Source organism: Paraburkholderia sp. BL6669N2, assembly GCF_003387275.1.
In the GTDB taxonomy this organism is placed as follows: Bacteria; Pseudomonadota; Gammaproteobacteria; order Burkholderiales; family Burkholderiaceae; genus Paraburkholderia.
This window is the reverse complement of record NZ_QUNA01000001.1, coordinates 4889211-4911822: the sequence shown is the minus strand read 5'-3', so window position 1 is coordinate 4911822 and position 22612 is coordinate 4889211. Positions and strand designations below refer to the sequence as shown.

At 62.7% G+C, this 22612-nt stretch carries 21 protein-coding genes and 1 tRNA gene; 9 read left to right on the top strand and 13 right to left on the bottom strand.

The annotated features are described in order from the left end of the window. Positions 1 to 28: 28 nt before the first annotated feature. The 7 genes from B0G80_RS22240 to B0G80_RS22210 all read right to left on the bottom strand — a co-directional run bounded on the left by B0G80_RS22240 (position 29) and on the right by B0G80_RS22210 (position 7048). Positions 29 to 113: transfer RNA gene (locus B0G80_RS22240), tRNA-Leu, on the bottom strand. Between the two features lie 113 nt (positions 114 to 226). Continuing rightward, positions 227 to 604 (bottom strand): preprotein translocase subunit SecG, encoded by a 378-nt coding sequence (gene secG, locus B0G80_RS22235; RefSeq protein ID WP_095419939.1) that lies wholly within the window; start codon positions 602 to 604, stop codon positions 227 to 229. A gap of 83 nt (positions 605 to 687) precedes the next feature. After that, the gene (gene tpiA / locus B0G80_RS22230) at positions 688 to 1467 is read right to left on the bottom strand and encodes a triose-phosphate isomerase (RefSeq protein ID WP_116119426.1); all 780 of its coding nucleotides are present in this window, start codon (positions 1465 to 1467) and stop codon (positions 688 to 690) included. Positions 1468 to 1587: 120 nt separating this feature from the next. Then, on the bottom strand, positions 1588 to 2604 hold the full coding sequence (locus B0G80_RS22225; protein ID WP_106280359.1) for an NAD(P)H-quinone oxidoreductase: 1017 nt from the start codon (positions 2602 to 2604) through the stop codon (positions 1588 to 1590). 151 nt (positions 2605 to 2755) lie between these two features. Beyond that, positions 2756 to 4912, bottom strand: coding sequence for a polyribonucleotide nucleotidyltransferase (gene pnp / locus B0G80_RS22220; protein ID WP_181920001.1), 2157 nt, complete (start codon positions 4910 to 4912; stop codon positions 2756 to 2758). 344 nt (positions 4913 to 5256) lie between these two features. Then, positions 5257 to 5529, bottom strand: a complete 273-nt coding sequence (gene rpsO / locus B0G80_RS22215; RefSeq protein WP_011487489.1) for a 30S ribosomal protein S15 — start codon at positions 5527 to 5529, stop codon at positions 5257 to 5259. 175 nt (positions 5530 to 5704) lie between these two features. Then, positions 5705 to 7048, bottom strand: a complete 1344-nt coding sequence (locus B0G80_RS22210; protein WP_116119425.1) for a branched-chain amino acid ABC transporter substrate-binding protein — start codon at positions 7046 to 7048, stop codon at positions 5705 to 5707. A 183-nt stretch (positions 7049 to 7231) separates the two neighbouring features. Between B0G80_RS22210 and B0G80_RS22205 the strand changes: the two genes are divergently transcribed. The 3 genes from B0G80_RS22205 (at position 7232) to B0G80_RS22195 (ending at position 10316) form a co-directional block, all read left to right on the top strand. Continuing rightward, positions 7232 to 7783, top strand: coding sequence for a hypothetical protein (locus B0G80_RS22205; protein WP_116119424.1), 552 nt, complete (start codon positions 7232 to 7234; stop codon positions 7781 to 7783). A gap of 226 nt (positions 7784 to 8009) precedes the next feature. Next, positions 8010 to 8648 carry a carbonic anhydrase gene (locus B0G80_RS22200; protein WP_106280351.1) on the top strand — a complete coding sequence of 213 codons (639 nt, stop codon included), beginning with the start codon at positions 8010 to 8012 and terminating at the stop codon, positions 8646 to 8648. A gap of 87 nt (positions 8649 to 8735) precedes the next feature. Continuing rightward, a complete protein-coding gene (locus B0G80_RS22195) occupies positions 8736 to 10316 on the top strand; it encodes a SulP family inorganic anion transporter (protein WP_116119423.1) in 1581 nt (526 codons plus the stop codon). A 129-nt stretch (positions 10317 to 10445) separates the two neighbouring features. Here the strand turns inward: B0G80_RS22195 and B0G80_RS22190 are convergent, their stop codons facing one another. The 6 genes from B0G80_RS22190 to B0G80_RS22165 all read right to left on the bottom strand — a co-directional run bounded on the left by B0G80_RS22190 (position 10446) and on the right by B0G80_RS22165 (position 17589). Further along, the gene (locus B0G80_RS22190; protein WP_116119422.1) at positions 10446 to 11993 is read right to left on the bottom strand and encodes a 2-isopropylmalate synthase; all 1548 of its coding nucleotides are present in this window, start codon (positions 11991 to 11993) and stop codon (positions 10446 to 10448) included. Between the two features lie 417 nt (positions 11994 to 12410). Further along, positions 12411 to 13277, bottom strand: coding sequence for a CDP-diacylglycerol--serine O-phosphatidyltransferase (gene pssA, locus B0G80_RS22185; RefSeq protein WP_012432366.1), 867 nt, complete (start codon positions 13275 to 13277; stop codon positions 12411 to 12413). 23 nt (positions 13278 to 13300) lie between these two features. Then, entirely contained in the window at positions 13301 to 13939 is a 639-nt protein-coding gene (locus B0G80_RS22180; protein ID WP_012432365.1) for a phosphatidylserine decarboxylase, read from the bottom strand. 132 nt (positions 13940 to 14071) lie between these two features. Further along, complete coding sequence (ilvC, locus tag B0G80_RS22175; protein ID WP_074763518.1) at positions 14072 to 15088, bottom strand: ketol-acid reductoisomerase; 1017 nt, start codon at positions 15086 to 15088, stop codon at positions 14072 to 14074. A 121-nt stretch (positions 15089 to 15209) separates the two neighbouring features. Then, a complete protein-coding gene (gene ilvN / locus B0G80_RS22170; protein WP_012432363.1) occupies positions 15210 to 15701 on the bottom strand; it encodes an acetolactate synthase small subunit in 492 nt (163 codons plus the stop codon). Between the two features lie 124 nt (positions 15702 to 15825). Continuing rightward, entirely contained in the window at positions 15826 to 17589 is a 1764-nt protein-coding gene (locus tag B0G80_RS22165) for an acetolactate synthase 3 catalytic subunit (protein WP_012432362.1), read from the bottom strand. A 362-nt stretch (positions 17590 to 17951) separates the two neighbouring features. Here B0G80_RS22165 and B0G80_RS22160 point away from each other — a divergent pair, with 362 nt between their 5' ends. The 6 genes from B0G80_RS22160 to B0G80_RS22135 all read left to right on the top strand — a co-directional run bounded on the left by B0G80_RS22160 (position 17952) and on the right by B0G80_RS22135 (position 22593). Further along, entirely contained in the window at positions 17952 to 18515 is a 564-nt protein-coding gene (locus B0G80_RS22160) for an RNA polymerase sigma factor (protein ID WP_116119421.1), read from the top strand. Then, positions 18512 to 18940, top strand: coding sequence for a DUF3619 family protein (locus B0G80_RS22155; protein ID WP_116119420.1), 429 nt, complete (start codon positions 18512 to 18514; stop codon positions 18938 to 18940). The genes B0G80_RS22160 and B0G80_RS22155 overlap by 4 nt, the downstream gene beginning before the upstream one ends. A 16-nt stretch (positions 18941 to 18956) precedes the next feature. Then, entirely contained in the window at positions 18957 to 19712 is a 756-nt protein-coding gene (locus B0G80_RS22150) for a DUF3106 domain-containing protein (protein WP_116119419.1), read from the top strand. 13 nt (positions 19713 to 19725) lie between these two features. Continuing rightward, positions 19726 to 20250: an RDD family protein gene (locus B0G80_RS22145; protein WP_116119418.1), complete on the top strand. Its 525-nt coding sequence runs from the start codon at positions 19726 to 19728 to the stop codon at positions 20248 to 20250. Between the two features lie 333 nt (positions 20251 to 20583). Then, complete coding sequence (locus tag B0G80_RS22140; protein WP_116119417.1) at positions 20584 to 21525, top strand: UDP-2,3-diacylglucosamine diphosphatase; 942 nt, start codon at positions 20584 to 20586, stop codon at positions 21523 to 21525. 36 nt (positions 21526 to 21561) lie between these two features. Continuing rightward, on the top strand, positions 21562 to 22593 hold the full coding sequence (locus tag B0G80_RS22135) for a glycosyltransferase family 1 protein (RefSeq protein ID WP_106280336.1): 1032 nt from the start codon (positions 21562 to 21564) through the stop codon (positions 22591 to 22593). Positions 22594 to 22612: the final 19 nt, after the last annotated feature.

Here is a 22612-nt window from a genome sequence, read left to right as displayed (position 1 = left end):
GCAAGCGGCTGGCATTTAGATAACATTTTGGTGCCGACGGCGAGACTCGAACTCGCACAGCTTTCGCCACTACCCCCTCAAGATAGCGTGTCTACCAATTTCACCACGTCGGCACTGCATGCAATCCGGGAAAACAACTTATAAAACCCGCGAATCGCTTCAAGACTTAGATTGTAACTGGTCTAAACAGATTGTTCAACGCACAAAAGCACGTTTGAACGAAAATTTATTTCGGCACGTCGGTCGCCGGGACCGACGCAGCCGACGCCGGCAAAACAGCCGAGCCACCTGCCGGTGCCGAGGCAGCCGAGGCCGCAACCGGTGCAGTGACAGCCGCGCCCAGCACGCCTGCGGAAGGTTTCGCACGATACGCGCCGAGGTAAGTGAGCGTCAGCGTGGTGACAAAAAACACCGCTGCGAGCACCGCGGTTGTACGCGACAAAAAGTTCGCCGAACCGGTCGCGCCGAACAGGCTGCCGGACGCGCCGCTACCAAAAGCCGCGCCCATATCGGCGCCTTTGCCGTGCTGCAGCAAAACGAGGCCAATCACCCCAAGTGCCGACAACAGCTGAACGACGATAATCAATGTTTTCAAATACAGCATCACACTCACCTGAGTCTTTATTTAACCGCGCCACACACTGCGTGTTGCACGGGATGGGGTCATCCCTCGCCAAGGCGCCCTGCTTAACCGGCGACGCTCGTTGCGGCCGCCGCCTTGCAGATCGCCAGGAAATCCTGGTCTTTCAACGACGCGCCGCCGATCAGGCCACCGTCGATATCCGGCTGGCGGAACAGTTCTTCCGCGTTCTCCGGTTTCACACTGCCGCCGTACAGCAACGGCACATCCGCCACCACCGCGCCCTTTGCCGCCAGACGCGCACGCAGGAACGCATGAACTGCCTGCGCCTGCTCCGCGCTCGCGCTCTTGCCGGTGCCGATCGCCCAAACCGGCTCATACGCGACGACAAGCTTAGCCGCCTCTTGCACCGACAATTTCGCCAGCACTTCGTCGAGTTGCGTGCCGACCACCTGCTCGGTCGAACCGGCCTCGCGCTCCTCAAGCGTTTCGCCGACGCAAACGACCGGCGTCAGGCCCGCTTCCAGCGCGCGCTGCGTTTTGACCGCGACCAGCTCAGCGCTTTCGCGATGATAGGCACGGCGCTCCGAGTGCCCGACGATCGCCAGCGTGGCGCCGAACTCCGCCACCATCGGCGCGGCCACTTCGCCGGTATAGGCGCCGTGCGTGAACGCCGACACGTCCTGCACGCCCCACACGACCCGGCTGCCGTCCAGCAACGATTGAGACTGCGCGAGATACGGACTCGGCACACAGACGCCGACGCGCACGTCGGCCGGCAATTCGCCCGCGCCTTGTGCCACCGCCTGCAACAACGCGGCATTCTCGGCGAGGCGCCCGTGCATCTTCCAGTTACCGACTACCAGCTTGGCTCGTTGTTTCGACATCGTCTCGTCTTGTCTTGGCGGCGGACTTCGTTTGCGCTTACAGTCCGCCTTTCGGTTTCATGCGGCGTGCGCAAAACGCGCAATTTTACTGCGTGGGGTGGATCGGGTCAAACCGACCTGTCAAGCGTCCTGACCCCAAGACAGTACGATCTTGCCGACGTGCGTGCTGCTCTCCATCAGCGTGTGCGCGTCGGCAGCCTGCGCGGCTGGAAATACGCGATGCACCACGGGCTTGATGCGCCCATCTTCGAGATGCGGCCACACATGCTCTTTCAACTGCGCGGCAATCTTCGCCTTGAATTCGATCGGCCGCGGACGCAGCGTCGAACCCGTCACCGTCAAACGGCGGCGCAACACTTCGTTCAGGTTCAGCTCCGCTTTCGCGCCGCCCAGCAACGCGATCAGCACAATGCGGCCGCCATCTGCCAACGCCGTCAGCTCGCGCGACACATAACTGCCCGCCACCATGTCGAGCACCACGTCGACACCGCGATCGTTGGTCAGCGACTTGATCACTTCGACGAAATCTTCAGTCTTGTAGTTGATCGCGCGCTCGGCGCCTAGCGCTTCACACGCGCGGCACTTTTCGTCCGACCCGGCGGTTGCGAACACGCGAAAGCCGAGCGCATGCGCAATCTGGATCGCCGTCACGCCAATGCCGCTCGAACCGCCCTGCACCAGCAGCGTTTCGTTCGGCGCGCCTTCGCCCTTGCCGAGTTGCGCACGGTCGAACACATTGCTCCACACCGTGAAGAATGTTTCGGGCAGCGAAGCAGCTTCGACATCGGACAAACCCGCCGGCACCGGCAGGCATTGCAGCAACGGCGCGACCGCGTATTCCGCGTAGCCGCCGCCGGCCAGCAACGCGCACACGCGATCGCCTACCTTCAGACCGAACGGGTTGTTCTTCTCGTCGATGTTTCCTTCGACGATTTCGCCCGCCACTTCCAGCCCCGGCAGATCCGACGCGCCCGGCGGCGGCGCATAGCCGCCCTTGCGCTGGAACACGTCCGGACGGTTGATGCCGGATGCGGCCACCTTGATCAGCACCTCGCCCGCTTTAGGCTGCGGCGTGGGCCGCTCAGCCAGCTTCAGGACTTCCGGCGCTCCGAATTCGGTGATTTCGATCGCTTTCATCTGCGTCAACTCCAAGATTGGATTGCGTTGCATGCCGGGATGAACAGGTAGAGTACCCGTTTCTAATTACCTGCAACGCAATCCACCCTGCAGCCTTCATAAAAAACGGCCGGCGCGCATTCGCGCTGCCGGCCGTTGTTCCGCTACCGCATTACTGCGGCGTCGGCTCGCCTTGCGGCGCGCCACTTGCGCCATTCGCGCCTTCGTTCAGCAACGCCTTGGCCGACAAACGCACGCGGCCCTTCTCGTCCGTCTGGATGACCTTGACCTTCACTTGCTGGCCATCCTTCAGGTAGTCGTTGATGTCCTTGATACGCTCGTTGGCGATTTCGGAGATGTGCAGCAGACCGTCCTTGCCCGGCAGGATGTTCACGATCGCGCCGAAATCGAGCAGCTTGAGCACGGTGCCTTCGTACACCTGGCCCACTTCGACTTCCAGCGTGATGTTCTCGATACGCTTCTTCGCTTCGGCCATCCCTTCGCTGCTCGTGCTGGCGATGGTGACGACGCCGTCGTCCGAAATGTCGATCGTCGTACCGGTTTCTTCGGTCAGCGCGCGGATCACCGAACCACCCTTGCCGATCACGTCGCGGATCTTTTCCGGATTGATCTTGATGGTGATCATGCGCGGTGCGTAGTCCGACAGCACCGTGTTCGCGCCCGACACCGCCGAGGTCATCTTGCTCAGAATGTGCATACGGCCTTCCTTCGCTTGCGCGAGGGCGACCTGCATGATTTCCTTGGTGATGCCCTGGATCTTGATGTCCATCTGCAGCGCGGTCACGCCTTGTTCCGTACCCGCCACCTTGAAGTCCATGTCGCCGAGGTGATCTTCGTCGCCGAGGATGTCGGTCAGCACGGCAAACTTGTTGCCTTCCAGGATCAGGCCCATGGCGATGCCGGCGACGTGCGCCTTCATCGGCACGCCGGCGTCCATCAGCGCGAGGCAGCCGCCGCACACCGAAGCCATCGACGAGGAACCGTTCGATTCCGTGATTTCCGACACGACGCGAATCGAGTAGCCGAATTCGTCGGCGCTCGGCAGGCACGCAGCCAGCGCGCGCTTGGCCAGACGGCCGTGACCGATTTCACGGCGCTTCGGCGAACCGACGCGGCCCGTTTCGCCGGTCGCGAACGGAGGCATGTTGTAGTGGAGCATGAAGCGTTCGCGGTACTCGCCTTCGAGCGCGTCGATGTTCTGCTCGTCGCCCTTCGTGCCCAACGTGGCCACCACCATCGCTTGCGTTTCGCCGCGCGTGAACAGTGCCGAACCGTGGGTACGCGGCAGCACGCCGGTACGGATTTCGATCGGGCGCACGGTACGCGTGTCGCGGCCGTCGATACGCGGTTCGCCGTTCAGGATCTGCGTACGGACGATCTTCGCTTCGATGTCGAACAGCACGTTGCCGACGGTTGCCTTGTCGGCCGCCACCGTGCCGCCCGCGGCAGCTTCTTCTTCCAGCTTCTTCGACGTCGCCGCGTAGACTTCCTTCAGCTTGGCCGAACGGGCTTGCTTGTCGCGCAGTTGATACGCAGCCAGCAGGTCGGCTTGCGCCAGTTCCGTCACGCGTGCGATCAACGGCTCGTTCTTCGCCGCCGGTTGCCAATCCCATTCGGGCTTGCCGCCTTCGCGGACCAGATCGTGGATCGCGTCGATCGCGATCTGCATTTGCTCATGACCGAACACCACGCCGCCGAGCATCACTTCTTCGCTCAGTTGCTGCGCTTCCGATTCCACCATCAGCACCGCGCGTTCCGTACCGGCAACGATCAGGTCGAGCGCCGATTCCTTCATTTGCGGACGCGTCGGGTTCAGCACGTATTCGTTGTTGATGTAGGCCACGCGTGCTGCGCCGACCGGGCCGTTGAACGGCAGACCGGACACGGCGAGCGCCGCCGACGCGCCGATCAGCGCGGGGATGTCGGCGGGGATTTCGGGGTTCAGCGACAGGACGTGGATCACGACCTGGACTTCGTTGTAGAAGCCTTCCGGGAACAGCGGACGCAGCGGGCGATCGATCAGGCGCGAGATCAGCGTTTCGCCTTCCGACGGACGGCCTTCGCGACGGAAGAAGCCACCCGGAATCTTACCGGCGGCGTAGGTCTTTTCGAGGTAGTCGACGGTCAGCGGGAAGAAGTCCTGACCCGGCTTGGCGGTCTTGGCGCCGACCACGGTGGCCAGCACCACGGTATCTTCGACGTCGACGATCACGGCACCGCTCGCCTGGCGAGCGATTTCGCCGGTTTCGAGGCGAACCTTATGTTGTCCCCACTGAAATTCTTTGACGATCTTATTGAACATAGTCATTGCTTTTCCTCTTCGTTATGCCGCGCGGACCAGAAGCGGCGCGGCAACGCCAGGACCGGCGCCACATGGGAAGAGTAGTGTTATGCCATTCCAGAGAACCACGCCTTACGATGAGTACGCGCGAACCGCTGGAATGACACAAAGCTCCGCCCCTGAAGCCCGGCCGTGAATCCCTTCTTTACTGCCTGCTCTACTGCCTGATTACTGCTTCGCTGCTTCCGCCGCATGAACCGGCACGCTACTGCGGAGAACAGCCGGCGCGCATCACATGAAGCGCACCGTGCAAAAACAAAATGCCTGTATCAGTGGAACTGACACAGGCATCTTGCTGAACGACTGGCCGATTACTTACGCAGACCCAGCTTCTCGATCAGTGCGCGGTAACGATCCGCGTCCTTACCCTTCAGGTAGTCGAGCAGCTTACGACGGCGGCTCACCATGCGCAGCAGACCGCGGCGGCTGTGGTGATCTTTCGTGTGTGCCTTGAAGTGAACGGTCAGTTCGTTGATGCGGGTCGTGAGCAGCGCGACCTGAACTTCGGGGGAGCCGGTGTCGTTGGCTGCGCGTGCGAATTGCGCAACGACTTCGGACTTCTTGCTTGTTTCAACTGCGGACATGTCGATTTCCTTAAGAACTAGACAGGCGGTCACGGAAGAAAGGCCGTGCCGTGGGTTACCCGTATTTGACACGCCCTGGATACAGGCTTGCCTCATAACGGGACGCGTATTGTAGCACAGCCGATTCCGGCCGCGAACCCGGCTGTGCCGGGCGATGGCGCGCGCCCGATCCGCATTACGGCCGCTTCATCTTGCAGACGGTCGGCAAGACGGTGCGCTCGGGCGGCAACGCCAGCACCGTGCGAAACCCGTACCCAGAGCCTTCATTATCGAAATGCACGCCCGGCGTGCCGGCCTTGTCCATCTCCATCACGTAAAGGGGCTGAATCAATTGATGGTCGTCGGCGCGCATCCGCGAGGCGTGAAAGCCGTTGTCGAAGCGGATTCCTTCCAGCGCTTTCGCCACTGCCGCCGGGTCGGCGCTGCCGGCGCGGGTCATCGCCGCGGCCAGGGTTTCGATCATCAGCGGCATGCGCAGCACGGGGTAATCGTCCTGCGCGGCCGGAAAACGGGTCCGGAAGGCGGCGTACCAGGCGTCGGACGCCGCGCCGCCGGCGTTCGGATGCCAGTCTGCCACCGCAATCACGTGACCGACGCCGGCGTCGCCCAAAGCGGCGGGCGCGCCAAGGCTGTTGCCGTAGAACGTGTAGAACTTCGTATCCAGCCCCTGCTCGCGCGCGGCCTTGACGAGCAGCGTCAGATCGTTGCCCCAGTTGCCCGTGATCACGGCGTCCGCCCCGCTCGCGCGGATCTTCGCGATATACGGCGCGAAGTCCTTCACGCGGCCGATCGGGTGAAATTCGTCGCCGACCACCGCGATGTCCGGACGCTTCGTCGCCAGCGTCGAGCGCGCGAGGCTGCTGACGTCGTGCCCGAAGCTGTAATCCTGGTTCAGCAGATAGACTTTCTTGACCGCCTTGTCGCGCTGGATCACGTCGGCCAGCGCGTCCATACGCATGCCCGCGTGCGCGTCGAAGCGGAAATGCCAGAAGCTGCAGTTGGCGTTGGTCAGCGCCGGGTCGTCGGCGGAATAGTTGAGAAACAGTTCGCGGTCGCCCGGTTCGCGGCTGTTCTGCTTGTCGATCGCGCCGATCAGCGCGGCGGCGACCGCCGAGCTGTTGCCCTGCATGATGTAGCCGATACGGCGGTCGGCGGCCGCGCGCAGTTGCGTGAGCGCTTCTTCGGTGCCGCCTTTGCTGTCGAGCACGACCAGTTCGAACGGATGCGCGCCGTCGGCGAGCTTTACGCCGCCATGCGCATTGACCTGTTCGACGCCGAAGCGCAGGTTGCGCTCCACCGCCGCGCCCGCGTTGGCGAACGGGCCCGACATGCCTTCGATTAGCGCCAGCTGGATCGGCGCGCCGGCGGGTTTGCTCGCGGGTTTCGCCGCTGCGTTAGCCGCCGGGTTAGTCGCCGTCGCGCCCGGCTCGCCCGCTGCATACGCAACCGCTGCCGCCACGGCCATCGACATCGCCGCCAGCGCCGCTGCCGCGCTCCGTTGCCACTTCGCCATCGTCATCGCCCCGCCTGCCTGGTGAAAGCGCGGATCATAGGTCGTTCAGCATGGAATAAGCAAGCCGGCGCAAGCGTTGTCGTATTGCCGGGCCGGCTCTGCACGCAGCGCAATCTTTTGCCGCAGCGCGTGTCAAAATAATGCGTCTCGATGATAAAAACCGCTATCCAAACGCCATCGGAGGAATACATGTTCAACCGCCATCACAGCACGGCGGCCTCGATCGGAGCGCCTGCCGCTGGGCGCCTGCGCCGCGCGGCGCTTGTTTGCCTGAGCGCGCTGGCGCTCGCCGGCTGCGTGCAGCCGTGGCAGCAATACACTCAGGGCGCGGACGAATCGACCATCGTCGCGCGCCTCGGCCCGCCGCGCGAAAGCTACGACCTCCCGAACGGCGGCAAGCGGCTGATGTGGCCGACTCAGCCGATGGGCGAAACCACCACCGCAGCCGACATCGACGCGGCCGGCAAGATCGTCAACGTGCGCCAGGTGCTGCAACCGAACGAGTTCTATCGCGCCGAAATCGGCAAATGGACCAAGAGCGACGTGCTGGTGAACTTCGGCCGCCCGGTAGAAACCTCGTACTTCCCGCTGATGAAACGCGAAGTCTGGACCTATCGTTACCTGGAAGACAACGTCTGGTACATGATGTACAGCTTTTATTTCGACGAGCAGGGCATCGTGCGGCTTACGCAGAAAACGCCCGATCCGTTGCACGATCCGGATCGTCGCAGCCTGTTCTGAGCGCCTCGCGAACCAATCCGCATGAATCTACGAAGCCGCCTTCCCGGGCGGCTTTTTTTTATTTATTGCGCATCGCGGCGAATATTATTTCGTGCACAGACGATTTATTTTTTGATAGAAAGGCTTTCGTAAGCATTGATTCGGCGCTGGCCTCACATGAGGCCGCACGGCTTAGCCGTGAATTTTGGCGCCGAATGAATACGCCCCATTTACGGAGCCGCTCTCGATGAACCGTCCCAAACGCCTGCTAGTCGCCAATGTTGCCTGGGCGCACGAAACCGCCGTGCGCAACCCCCAGTTTTTCCGTGATCTGGCGCGAGGTCAGAATCCCCACGTACTGTGGATCGGCTGCTCGGACAGCCGCGTGCCCGCCGAGACCATCACGCATTGCGAGCCGGGCGACCTGTTCGTCCACCGCAACATCGCCAACCTTTTTCAGCCCGACGACGACAATTCGGCGAGCGTTCTCGAATATGCGGTGAAGGTGCTGAAGGTCGGCCACGTGATCGTCTGCGGCCACTACGGATGCGGCGGTGTGCGCGCCGCGCTGCTGCCGCCCGAGCCGAGCCTGCCGCATGTGAATCGGCGGATCGCGCCGCTTTGCTCGCTCGCCAACGCGCATCGCGAAGAACTACAGGACCTCGAGAGCGAACGTGAGCGTGTCAATCACCTCGCCGAGCTGAATGTGCTCGAACAGGTGCGCGGGTTGCGCGCGCACCCCGTCGTGCGGGACGCCGATCCGGCGCCGCTCGTGCACGGCTGGATCTTCGCGCTCGAAGACGGCCGCCTCAAGGTCCTCACGTCGGGCTACGACGCCGACGACGCCATGACCTGCGCGACCGCCGCCCACAGCGCGGCAGCCTAGCGCGATAGCCGCGCGAGACCTTATGCGAATCCGATCCGGTTCAGCTTTCGCCGCATACCAGGCGCCACTCCTTACTGCACCGACACCATGAACCTTCGAGCTTTTTTCTCCACATTTCAGCGCGACCTGCTGGCGGGCACGGTCGTTTTTCTGGTGGCTCTGCCGCTCTGTCTGGGCATCGCCAACGCATCGGGCGTCGAACCATTTGCCGGGCTCGTCTCGGGCATCGTCGGCGGGCTGGTGGTGGCCGTGCTGAGCGGCTCACGTCTGAGCGTGAGCGGGCCGGCGGCGGGCCTTGTCGTGATCGTCGTCGATGGGATCGCGCAGCTCGGCAGTTTCTCCGCGTTCCTGGCGGCCGTGCTGCTGTCCGGTGCAATCCAGTTCGGTTTCGGCATGCTCAAGGCCGGCCGTTTTGCCGCCTATGTGCCGTCGCCGGTAATCAAGGGCATGCTCGCGGCGATTGGCGTGCTGCTGATCGTCAAGCAGTTTCCGCTCGCGCTCGGACTGTCCCGCGTGGATGCAGCGTCCGGTGCGCAAGCCACCGCGCAGACAGCAGCGGCGATTGCCACGCCATTCGGTTCGATCTCGCTGGCGGCTTGCGTGATCACCGTGCTGTCGCTGGCGATTCTGATCGGCTGGGAGACTCGCGCATTTCGCCGCTTCGCACTGGTGCGCCGCGTACCGGCGCCGCTCGCCGTCGTTCTGCTGGGGATCGGCGCGACGTTGCTGCTCGGCCTGCTGGCGCCGTCGCTCGCGCCGCCCGCCGAACATCGCGTGGCGCTACCGCCGCTGGAATCGTTCGCCGCATTGCGGGTCGCTCTCGAATGGGCCGACTTCGGGCCGCACTTCGCGCAGCTGATCAATCCGGATGTCTGGCGCGTCGCCATCACGCTGGCGATCGTCGCGAGCCTGGAAACGCTGCTGAGCCTCGAAGCCGTCGAGCAGATCGATCCCGAGCGACGCGCCGCGCCGCCGGATCGCGAACTGAAGGCGCAAGGTATCGGCAACCTGATTGCCGGTGCGATCGGCGGATTGCCGATCACGTCGGTGATCGTGCGCAGTTCAGCCAATGTGCATGCGGGCGCGCAAAGCCGGCTCTCGGCGATCATTCACGGCATGCTGCTGCTCGTCAGCGTGTTTGCGCTCACCAGTGTCATCAACCTGATTCCGCTCGCCTGTCTCGCGGCGATTCTGATCTTCACGGGGATAAAGCTCGCCAAGCCGTCGCTGTTCGTCGCCATCGCGAAACAGGGCTTTGCGCCGTTCGCGCCGTTTATCGTCACCCTCGTCGGCGTGCTCGCGACGGATCTGCTGATCGGCATCGTGCTCGGCATTCTGTGCAGCGTGCTGCTCGCGCTGTATGCGAATCTGCGCAGTCCGATCGTGCTCGCGCAACATGGCGACCACTATCTGCTGTCGTTTCGCAAGGACGTGTCGTTTCTCGGCAAGGTGCCGCTCAAGCACTACCTGCAACAGATTCCCGACGGCGCCACCGTGATCGTCGATGCGACGCGCGCCGATTTCGTCGATCACGATGTACGCGAACTGCTCGACACGTTCGTGGCCGATGCGCCGCGCCGCGGCATCGCCGTCGAAGTGCGGCATCAGGTGCAGGCACAGGCGCGCGCGTCACGCGGCTGGTCGGTGCGGCGCGCGGCGACGGAGTAACGCAGCTCGCAATGAACAAAGCCCCGTGCCAATCAAGGCACGGGGCTTTTTCGATTCATAGGCCGACGATAACGACAACGACAACGCTATCTACGCCGTCACGCAGTTAGCGCGCGGCTACCGCGCCGCTCACTCCGAACGCTGCGGATTCAACCTGTCTGCGTTCGAATACAGCTTGTTGAGCGCCGAGATATACGCCTTCGCCGACGCCGCGACGATATCCGGATCAGTGCCGACGCCATTGACGATGCGCCCGCTCTTAGACAGGCGCACGGTCACTTCGCCTTGCGCCTGCGTGCCGGTGGTGATCGCATTCACCGAGTACAGCAGCAGTTCCGAGCCGCTGCCCACTTCTGTTTCGATCGCGTTCAGCGTGGCGTCGACCGGGCCGTTGCCGCGCGCTTCGCCGGTCACTTCCTTGCCTTCCATGGTGAACACGATCTTCGCGTGCGGCTGCTCGCCGGTTTCCGAATGTTGCGACAGCGACAGGAACTTGTAGTGCTCCCTCTCCTGCGCCTCGGCGGATTCTTCCGTGACGATCGCGATGATGTCTTCGTCGAAGATTTCCGACTTGCGATCGGCCAGTTCCTTGAAGCGCGCGAATGCCGTGTTCAATTCCGCTTCGCTGTCCAGCGCGATACCCAGTTCCTGCAGACGCTGCTTGAACGCGTTACGGCCCGACAGTTTGCCGAGCACGATCTTGTTCGCGCTCCAGCCTACGTCCTCGGCGCGCATGATTTCGTAGGTATCGCGCGCCTTCAGCACGCCGTCCTGATGGATACCGGATGCGTGCGCGAACGCGTTCGCGCCGACCACGGCCTTGTTCGGCTGCACGACGAAACCCGTGATCTGCGACACCAGCTTCGAGGCCGGCACGATCTGCGTGGTATCGAGACCGATGTCGAGGCCGAAGTAATCCTTGCGGGTCTTCACCGCCATGACGATTTCTTCGAGCGACGTGTTACCCGCGCGCTCGCCGAGGCCATTGATCGTGCACTCGACCTGACGCGCGCCGCCGATCTGCACGCCGGCCAGCGAATTCGCCACCGCCATGCCAAGGTCGTTGTGGCAATGTACCGAAAACACCGCCTTATGCGAGTTCGGAATACGCTCGCGCAGCGTTTTGACGAGCTGACCGTACAACTCCGGCACGCCATAACCCACTGTGTCGGCGATATTGATCGTGGTCGCGCCTTCGGCGATCACCGCTTCCAGCACGCGGCACAGGAAGTCCATTTCCGAGCGGCTGCCGTCTTCGGGCGAGAACTCGACGTCGTCGGTGAATTTGCGGGCGAAACGCACGGCCAGCTTTGCCTGCTCGAACACCTGGTCCGGTGTCATGCGCAGTTTCTTTTCCATGTGCAACGGCGAGGTTGCAATGAACGTGTGGATGCGGAAGTGATCGGCGGGTTTGAGCGCGTCGGCCGCGCGCTGAATGTCTTTGTCGTTCGCGCGCGCGAGCGAGCAGACCGTGCTGTCCTTGATCAGGGTCGCGATCGTGTGAATCGAATCGAAGTCGCCGTTCGAGCTTGCCGCAAAGCCTGCTTCGATCACGTCCACTTTCATCCGCTCGAGTTGCTTCGCGATACGGATTTTCTCTTCTTTCGTCATCGACGCGCCAGGCGATTGTTCGCCGTCTCGCAACGTGGTGTCGAATATGATCAGTTTGTCGGACATGTCGAGTCTCCTGCGGAGTCGTTCAATTATGGGGAGGGGATATTGGAATTGGCTGTTTGCGTTACCACTGGCGACGCTCGATCACGGACGAAGCGAACCCGGGGACAAAAACGATCTGCGTGACCAAAAGCGTGACGTTCGGCGTGACGGTCCGCGCGGCGCACGCTCCAGCACAAGCACGGTCAGCGACGCGCCGCGTGTCAAGACTCGTTGCGCGGCTCGGCAAGGAATGTAGACCCATTGATCCAACGACTATAGCGACATTCCCGCTGCCGTGCAATTAGCGCCGGACCTGCGTGAGAGGGCCCGCGGAGCGCCGCGGGGCGGCCTCGCCGAAAGCAAAACGGCGGCCCGAAGGCCGCCGTTTTCCATGCGGTACCTGGCAGCGCACGCAAACCGCTCGCTACCTACCGGTTGCTACCGGTCGACTGACACCGACCGGGCCGGATTCGCCCTGCCCCGCACCGCCTGATAACCCCAGAATACGTAGCCGGACAGGCCGTACAGCACGAACAGGCCGAACAGCATCAGCGGCGGGTCGGAGGACACCAGCACGAACGCGACCACCACCAGCAGAATCACCCCGAACGGCACGCGATGCCGCACGTCGAGCGCCTTGCCGCTGTAGAACGGCGCGTTCGACACCATCGTCACGCCGGCGTAAATCGTCAGCACGAAAGCAACCCACGGCAACCACACCAGCTTCAGCGGCACGCGGTTGTCCGTAGCGAGCCACACGAAACCAGCGATCAGCGCCGCCGCGGCCGGGCTCGGCATGCCCTGGAAGAAACGCTTGTCGACCACGCCGATGTTCGTATTGAACCGCGCGAGACGCAATGCCGCGCCCGAACAGTAGACGAACGCCGCGAGCCAGCCCCAGCGGCCGAGATCCTTCAGAATCCACTCGTACATGACCAGCGCCGGCGCCACGCCGAACGACACCATGTCCGACAGGCTGTCGAACTGCTCGCCGAACGCACTTTGCGTATGCGTCATGCGGGCGACGCGGCCGTCCATGCCGTCGAGCACCATCGCCACGAAGATCGCGATAGCCGCGACCTCGAAACGCACGTTCATGGCCTGCACCACGGCAAAGAAGCCGCAGAACAGCGCCGCCGTGGTGAAGGCGTTCGGCAGCAGATAAATGCCGCGCTTTCTCAGGAACTGCTGACGCTGGGCGCGCCGGCTGTCGACCGCCGCCTCCGTCACCATCGGCTTGTTACGGCGGAACGGACGCGGAAGCGGTCCGCTGTTACGGGGTCGACGCGGTTTGAATGCGGCCATTCGGAAACCTCCTTGGTGCCGCTTTATAGTTCAGCGAGGATCGTGGACGACGCCGAAACCTTCTCGCCGATCGACACACGCGGACGGCTGCCCACCGGCAGATACACGTCGACGCGCGAACCGAAGCGGATAAATCCGTAACGTTGACCACGGGTGAGCGGCTCACCTGCCCGTACGTAGCAAAGAATGCGCCGCGCGATCAAACCGGCGATCTGCACCGAAGTCACCGTCTGGCCGCCGGCCATTTCGATCACCACCGCATTGCGCTCGTTTTCGGTCGAAGCCTTGTCCACCGCGGCATTCAGGTACGCGCCCGGAAAATATTCGACCTTGGAGATCGCGCCATCCACCGGCGAGCGTTGCGAGTGGACGTTGAATACGTTCATGAACACGCTGATCTTCAGCGCTTCACGATTGGCATACGGATCATGCGCGGTTTCGACCGCGACGATACGGCCGTCGGCCGGGCACAGCACGGCATTCGCCTGCGTGGGGATAGGACGCGCCGGATCGCGGAAGAACTGCACGACGAAGATCAGGAGGAGCCAGAACAGCCATGAAAAGCCGAACCCCGCGATGAAGTGAACCAGCAATGCAACGACGGCCGCGATGGCGATGAACGGCCAGCCTTCTCGCGCGATGATCGGATGAGGGTAATTCATGAATGGCTTCTGTGTTTTTGTAAAACCGTAGGATAGCAAAAGCCGCCCAGGGTTCAGCACCCTTGGACGGCTTTTTGATCTGTCCGGCTGTTACGGCATAGCGCCGCACCGGACATCAGCTGGAAAAACAGCTTAGTTCTTCGACTGGTCGACCAGCTTGTTCGCGGCGATCCACGGCATCATCGAACGCAGCTTGGCACCGACCGTTTCGATCTGGTGTTCAGCCGTCAGACGGCGGCGCGATTGCAGCGTCGGTGCGCCAGCCTTGTTTTCGATGATGAAGCTCTTCGCGTACTCGCCGGTCTGAATATCGGTCAGCACAGCCTTCATCGCCTTCTTCGTTTCAGCCGTCACGATACGCGGACCCGTCACGTACTCGCCGTATTCGGCGTTGTTCGAGATCGAGTAGTTCATGTTCGCGATGCCGCCTTCATAGATCAGGTCGACGATCAGCTTCAATTCGTGCAGGCATTCGAAGTACGCCATTTCCGGCGCGTAGCCCGCTTCCACCAGCGTTTCGAAGCCGGCCTTGATCAGGTCGACGGTACCGCCGCACAGCACGGCTTGCTCGCCGAACAGGTCGGTTTCCGTTTCTTCGCGGAAGTTCGTTTCGATAATGCCGGCACGGCCGCCGCCGTTCGCCGCTGCGTACGACAACGCGATGTCACGTGCTGCGCCCGACTTGTCTTGCGCAACAGCGATCAGGTGCGGCACGCCGCCACCTTGCGAATAGGTGCCGCGAACCGTGTGACCCGGCGCCTTCGGCGCGATCATGATGACGTCGAGGTCGGCACGCGGAATCACTTGACCGTAGTGAACGTTGAAGCCGTGTGCGAATGCCAGCGCTGCGCCTTGCTTGGCATTGGCGTGCACTTCCTTCGCATAGACTTCGGCGATCTGCTCGTCCGGCAGCAGCATCATGACCACGTCCGCGCCCTTGACGGCTTCCGCCACTTCCTTGACTTGCAGGCCGGCGTTCTCAGCCTTGCTCCACGATGCGCCGCCCTTGCGCAGACCGACCGTGATGTTCACGCCGCTTTCCTTCAGGTTCAGCGCGTGCGCATGGCCTTGCGAGCCATAGCCGATGATGGTGACTTGCTTGCCCTTGATGAGGGAGAGGTCAGCGTCCTTGTCGTAGAAAACTTTCATGTCGGTTCCTTGGCTAAATTCGATGATTCAATGAAATTCAAATGCTGCAAATAGTGTGTTGCGTGGCCGGGTTGGTGCAGGCACGGCCCGGCCTGGATCGAGACGGTTGAACGCTCGCGCGTCACACCTTCAGAATGCGCTCGCCGCGACCGATCCCCGAGCCGCCCGTACGGACCGTTTCGAGAATCGCTGTGGCGTCGAGCCCTTCGATAAAGGCATCGAGCTTGTCGCTCGCGCCCGTCAGTTCGATCGTGTAGGTCTTTTCGGTGACGTCGATGATGCGGCCGCGGAAAATATCCGACATCCGTTTCATCTCCTCACGCTCCTTGCCGACCGCCCTCACCTTGATCAACATCAGCTCGCGTTCGATGTGGGCGCCCTCGGTAAGGTCGACCACTTTCACCACCTCGATCAGGCGGTTCAGATGCTTCGTGATCTGTTCGATCACGTCGTCCGAGCCAATGGAGACGATGGTCATGCGCGACAGCGAACGGTCTTCGGTCGGAGCCACCGTCAAGGTTTCAATGTTGTAGCCGCGTGCCGAGAACAGACCCACCACGCGTGATAACGCGCCCGGTTCGTTTTCCAGCAGGACGGAAATGATGTGTCTCATGATTCGCTTCTTCCAGATGTTTTGTCGATGTCTGCGAACGGTTCGCGCCGCTTCGTCCGCTTGTCGCCTTTCATGAAGGCGCGCATGACGAAGCCGGCGCTGCGTTTAACTCAACGCGCCGTCGTTATAGATCTTCCGAACCCATGAGCATCTCGGTGATGCCCTTGCCGGCCTGAACCATCGGCCAGACGTTTTCGGTCGGATCGGTCTGGAAATCGAGAAACACCGTGCGATCCTTCAGGCGCAGCGCTTCCTTGAGCGCCGGCTCGACATCCGCCGTGCGTTCGATACGCATGCCGACGTGGCCGTACGCTTCGGCGAGCTTCACGAAATCCGGCAGCGCGTCCATGTAGGAATGCGAATAGCGCTTGCTGTATTCGATCTGCTGCCACTGGCGCACCATGCCCAGATAGCGGTTGTTCAGCGAAATGATCTTCACCGGAGTCTCGTACTGCTTGCAGGTGGAGAGCTCCTGGATACACATCTGGATCGAGCCTTCGCCCGTGATACAGAGCACGTCGTCGTCCGGGTGCGCCATCTTCACGCCCATCGCCGCCGGAAGGCCGAAGCCCATCGTGCCCAGGCCACCGGAATTGATCCAGCGGCGCGGCTTGTTGAAGCGATAGAACTGCGCCGCCCACATCTGGTGCTGGCCAACGTCGGAACACACGAAGGCATTGCCGTCGGTCAGTTCCCACGCCTTTTCCACCACGTACTGCGGCTTGATGATGTCGCTCTTGCGGTCGAACTTGAGGCAGTCTTTCGCGCGCCAGGCTTCGATGTCCTTCCACCAGTCGGCGAGCGCCGCGGTGTCCGGACCATGCTCGGCCGTTTGCAACTGCTCGATCAGCTCCTTCAGCACTTCCTTCACGTCGCCGACGATCGGAATGTCGACCTTGACGCGCTTGGAGATGGAGGACGGATCGATGTCGATGTGGATGATCTTGCGCGGACGCGACGAGAAGTGCGCCGGGTCGCCGATCACACGGTCGTCGAAACGCGCGCCGATCGCGATCAGCACGTCGCAGTGCTGCATCGCCATGTTGGCTTCGTACGTGCCGTGCATGCCGAGCATGCCGAGGAATTTCTTGTCGCTCGCGCGGTAGCCGCCCAGACCCATCAACGTGTTGGTGACGGGATAACCGAGCAGATCGGCGAACTGGTTCAGCTCGCGCGATGCATCCGCGAGAATGATGCCGCCGCCGGTGTAGATATACGGGCGCTTGGCTGACAGCAGCAAGGACACGGCCTTGCGGATCTGGCCGGAGTGACCTTTCGTGACCGGGTTGTACGAGCGCAGCGAAACAGTCTTGAGCGGTTCGTACTGGCAAGGCGCTTTCGACACGTCTTTCGGAATGTCGATCAGCACCGGGCCGGGACGGCCGGTACGGGCAATGAAGAACGCTTTCTTGACGGTGGCGGCGAGGTCGCGCACGTCCTTCACGAGGAAGTTGTGCTTCACGCACGGACGCGTGATGCCGACCGTGTCGCACTCCTGGAACGCATCCTGGCCGATCGCGGCAGTCGGCACCTGGCCGCTGATCACGACCATCGGAATCGAATCCATGTATGCCGTGGCGATGCCGGTTACCGCATTGGTGACGCCGGGGCCGGAGGTCACGAGGCACACACCGACCTTGCCGGTAGAACGCGAGTAAGCGTCGGCGGCGTGGACCGCGGCCTGCTCGTGGCGCACGAGGATATGCTGGAACTTGTCCTGCTTGTACAGCTCGTCGTAAATGTAGAGTACCGAGCCGCCGGGATAGCCCCACACGAACTCGACGTCTTCGTCGGCCAGTGCCTTCATGAGCACGGTGGCGCCGATAGAGTCAGCTTCAGGATGGGGTGTCGTATCCGACGTGGAGAATTCCGCGCTGGGCATATTCATTAATTCACCTTTCGAAATTTCGGCAAAAATTTGATCGGGTGCTCTCTGCCGGGCTTGTGGCTCGGGTTCAAGCGGCGCGTCCAGTTGACAGGTGAGCTTCTTGGGCCACACCTCAATTGAGACAAGTCACTTATGTTGCGAACCAGCGACGATATCTGCAGACGCCCGCGCGGTCAAGCAAATCTTGCCGTGCCGCCATCAGTCAAATCTCGCCAGCTCACCAGAAGCGACCGAAATCTTGTTGTAGACATGCAAGGTGCATCACGTTTCGCCCCAGCAGCGCAAAAGTTTGTTAGCATCCGCGAGTTTTACGACATTTTTCGACCGATTACGCGCACGCTCGCTGCGCCGACCCCCAACGGATGGCATCAGACAAGGAACTCGCCGATTTTCTGGCGGGCGTCGAAAGGCGCGCATTCAAGCAGACGGTCTACGCCGTGCGGGACGACGACGCCTCGCTGGATATCGTGCAGGACGCGATGATCAAGCTCGCCGAAAAATACGGCGACCGTCCGGCAGCCGAACTTCCGCTGCTGTTTCAGCGTATTCTGCAGAATGCGATGCACGACTATTTCCGTCGTGCCAAAGTACGCAATACTTGGGTGAGTCTGTTCTCGTCGCTCGGCAACGCCGACGACGAAGATTTCGACCCGCTCGAAACCTTCGAAGCCCAGCAGGGCTCGGCGGGCTCGGAGAGCAACGAACACAAGCTCGAACGCGAACAGGTCCTGCAGTTAATCGACGACGAGATCCAAAAGTTACCGGCACGTCAACGGGAGGCGTTTCTCATGCGTTATTGGGAAGATATGGATGTCGCCGAGACTGCCGCCGCTATGGGCTGCTCCGAAGGCAGTGTGAAAACGCACTGCTCGCGGGCCACCCACACGCTGGCGCAAGCGCTCAAGGCCAAAGGAATCACGCTATGAGCTCCCTAGAAACTAAAGAACTCGAGTTCGCCCGCCAGGTGCGCCGCGCGCTCGACGAAAACGCCGCCGGCATTCCGTCCGCCACCGCCGATCGGCTCGCCGCGGCGCGCCGTGCCGCGCTCGCCCGCAAGAAGCCCGAAACCGTGAGCGCGCCGGTGTTCGTGCCGGCCTTCGCCGGCGCGGGCATGGCCGCCGGCCTGCCGCCGGCCGAACTGCCGCAGCGCCGCCGGTCGCCGCTGCGCCGCTTCGCGCTTGCGTGGCCGCTGGCCGCGCTGGTCATCAGCCTCGTGGGCATTGCCTATTGGGAAGATCAGCAACGCACCGCCGAACTCGCCGATATCGATGCCGCCATGCTAAGCGACGACCTGCCGCTCAATGCCTATCTCGACCACGGTTTCAACGCGTACCTTTCACGCGCCCACTGAGCGGGAGATTTTTCGGGTGAGTTACAAGCGCGGCCTGGCCGTTGTTTTCGGATGCACGATCGCGGCCCTGGTGTCGTTTGCCGCGACTTATCCGCGCTTTTATCCGAGCCCGTCTCCGGCCAGCGCGCCTGTCGCGGGCGGCAACGTCACCGCCAAGGCGCCCGCGCCCACGCTCGCCGTCGAATTGCCTAGCCTGCCCGGCAGCAATAGCCCGATGGCGTGGTCGCGGCTGACTTCGGCCGAGCATATGGCGCTGGCGCCGTTCGAAGCCCAATGGGACTCCTTCAGCGAAGAACGCAAGCGAAAATGGATCAAGATCGCGTCGCGTTACCCGAAGATGCCGGCCGATGCGCAAAAACGCCTGCACGACCGCATGACTGAATGGACCCGCATGACGCCCGACCAGCGGCGCGTCGCGCGTGAAAATTATCAGGTATCGAAGGAATTGCCGCGCGAAACCCGCCAGAACGCGTGGAAAGCCTATCAGCAGTTACCGGAAGAGCAGAAAGAACGCCTTGCCGCCAGCGAGCGCAAGCGGCGCCCCAGCGTGGTCAGCGCGCCGCCCTCGGGCCGCACTGAAATCAAGGGGATCGATCGGCTCGTCAACGCGCGTGAGCACGGCGCAAGCCACGTGACAGCGGCCAGCGCCGCCGCGGCTTCGCTGCCGAGCCCCGTCGCCGTGCCGCCGATTCCCGCCGCCGGCAGCTTCGTGCCTGCTACGCCGCTGCCGGTTTCGCCAGCCGAAGCGCCGTCGATTTTCAACGGCTCCTGAGCCAGGCGCCGCCGTGTCCGAACCGTTCGCGAGCCAGGCCATCGCCGCCGACAGCAGCAACGGCAACGCACCTACCGTCCGCCGACGCCTCGCGGCGCTGCTCTACGAAGCGCTGATCCTGTTCGGCGTAGTGTTCGTCGCCGGCTATCTGTTCAGTACGCTGACACAGCAGCGCAACGGCCTGACCCACCACAACCTGCTGGCGGCGTGGATCGGCCTCGTGCTCGGCCTGTACTTCGTCTGGTTCTGGACTCATAGCGGCCAGACCTTGCCCATGAAAACCTGGCGCCTGTGCGTAGTCGCCGCCGACGGCGCGCCGCTCTCCACCAGCCGCGCCATCGCCCGTTACGTGCTTGCGTGGCTGTGGTTTTTGCCGCCGCTGGCGCTGCATCCGCTGCTCGGACTCAAGCTGCCGCAGACGCTGATGATCGCCGGCATCTGGTTCCTGCTGTGGGCGGCCACCGGCCGTTTCGATCCGCAGCGCCAATTCCTGCACGATCGCCTCGCCGGCACGCGAGTCGTCAGCGTCTCGCGCTGACCCGCGCCGGGTTCCCGGTCGGGATGTCACCCGCCTGTCGGGCCGCCGTCACGCCAGGCACATCATGCCGTTCGCGGCCGTGCCGACGGGCCGGCTAATTCGCTTGCTGTCGGGCCGCCACCACACCGTGGGCCCTGCAGGTCGCGGTCGTGCCGATCTCTCGATCATCACCCCATAGCCAGTCACCACGCGGCGCGAGCTACGCCCAGCGCGGTCATCGCTCTTTCCGCTCCCCGCCTCCCCGCCCCGCAGTAATAAGAACTTCTCATGACTGTCACGGCACAGTCACGCACACCCGGCCCAATACGGGCACCGCAACTCGACGCGTGAGCCATGGACCCCAAAACGTCCGCGACTTCCCTGTTCCGCCAGACCGGCCCGAGCGTCGACACCGTCGCGTTCCGCCCGGAACCCAACCCTAGTCACGGCTTGCCGTTGCCCGTGGCGCCACTGCCGCTCGACGCCCACACCGGCCAGCACGACGACGATCACGCCGAGCCGCATCGCTACCGCACCATCTGGCTGTCCGACATCCATCTCGGCTCGAGCGGCTGCCAGGCGCCCTATCTGCTCGACTTCCTGCGTCACAACGAGTCGGAGTATCTGTATCTCGTGGGCGACATCATCGACGGCTGGCAGTTGAAGAAAGGCTGGTACTGGCCGCAGGCGCACAACGACGTCGTGCAGAAGGTGCTGCGCAAGGCACGCAAGGGCACGCAGGTTATCTACGTGCCCGGCAACCACGACGAAGCCGCGCGCCAGTTCTGCGACCTCGCGTTCGGCGACATCCACGTGCGCGGCGAGGCGTTTCACACCACGCTCGCCGGCAAGCGTCTGTGGATCGTGCATGGCGATCTGTTCGACGGCGTGATTCAGCACGCCAAGTGGCTCGCCTATCTCGGCGACACGCTCTACACCATGATCCTGATCCTGAACCGCTGGTTCAACCGGATCCGCAGCCGGCTCGGTTTTCCGTACTGGTCGCTGTCCCAGTACCTGAAACATCAGGTGAAGAACGCGGTGAATTTTATCTCCTCGTTCGAACGCGTGATGACCGACGAAGCGCGCCGCCGCGGCTGCGACGGCGTGGTCTGCGGACATATTCATAAAGCCGAGATACGCGATATCGACGGCGTCCTGTATTGCAACGACGGCGACTGGGTCGAAAGTCTGTCGGCCCTCGTCGAGACGTACGAGGGCGAACTCAAGGTGATCTACTGGACCGTGATGCGCTCCCCGGAAGTGGGCGTGCAAAAGGCCCGGGCAACCGCGTAGTCCCTGCTTGTTAACTTCTCTATTGGGCCGAAACCGATGAAGATCATGATCGTCACCGACGCATGGGAACCGCAGGTCAATGGCGTCGTGCGCACGCTGAAAAACACCACGCGCGAACTCAGCGCGCTCGGCCATCACGTCGACCTGCTGACGCCGCTCGAATTCAAGACGATCCCTTGCCCGACGTATCCGGAGATCCGCCTCTCGCTGCTGCCGCGCCGCAAACTGCGCGAGCGTATCGACGCCTTCTCGCCCGACGCGTTGCACATCGCCACCGAAGGTCCGCTCGGCATGGCCGCACGCGCCTACGCAATCCAGCACAAGCTGCCGTTCACCACCGCGTATCACACGCGTTTTCCGGAATATGTGCAGGCGCGTTTCGGCATTCCGCTCGCCGCGACCTACAAGTTCCTGCACTGGTTTCACAAGCCGTCACTGGCCGTGATGGCGCCCACGCCGGTCGTCAAGAGCGACCTCGAGAAATTCGGTTTCACCAACGTCGTGCTGTGGACGCGCGGCGTCGACCTGGACATCTTTCACCAGATGGACTCGAAGGTGCTCAATAGCGCGCGGCCGATCTTCCTGTACGTGGGACGCGTGGCCGTCGAGAAAAACGTCGAGGCGTTTCTGAAGCTCGATCTGCCCGGTTCGAAATGGGTTGCCGGTGAAGGTCCGGCACTCGCCGAACTGAAGTCGCGCTATCCGCAAGTGAATTATCTGGGCGTGCTGACCCAGGCCGAGTTGGCGAAGGTCTATGCGGCGGCGGACGTTTTCGTGTTCCCGAGCCGCACCGACACATTCGGGCTGGTGCTGCTCGAAGCGCTCGCCTGCGGCACGCCGGTCGCGGCGTATCCCGTCACCGGTCCGATCGATGTACTCGGCGACGGCGGCGCGGGCGCGATGCATGAAGACCTGCGCGAAGCCTGCCTCGAAGCCTTGAAGATCGATCGCAATCATGCGCGCGCGTGGGCCGAACGCTTCTCGTGGGCGGCGGCCTCCGAGCAATTCGCCGCGCATCTGAAGCCGCTGCCGCGCGCCTCGTATCGCGAGGAAAGCGCCGCCGCGTGATGCGGCGTGCCGAGCCGTC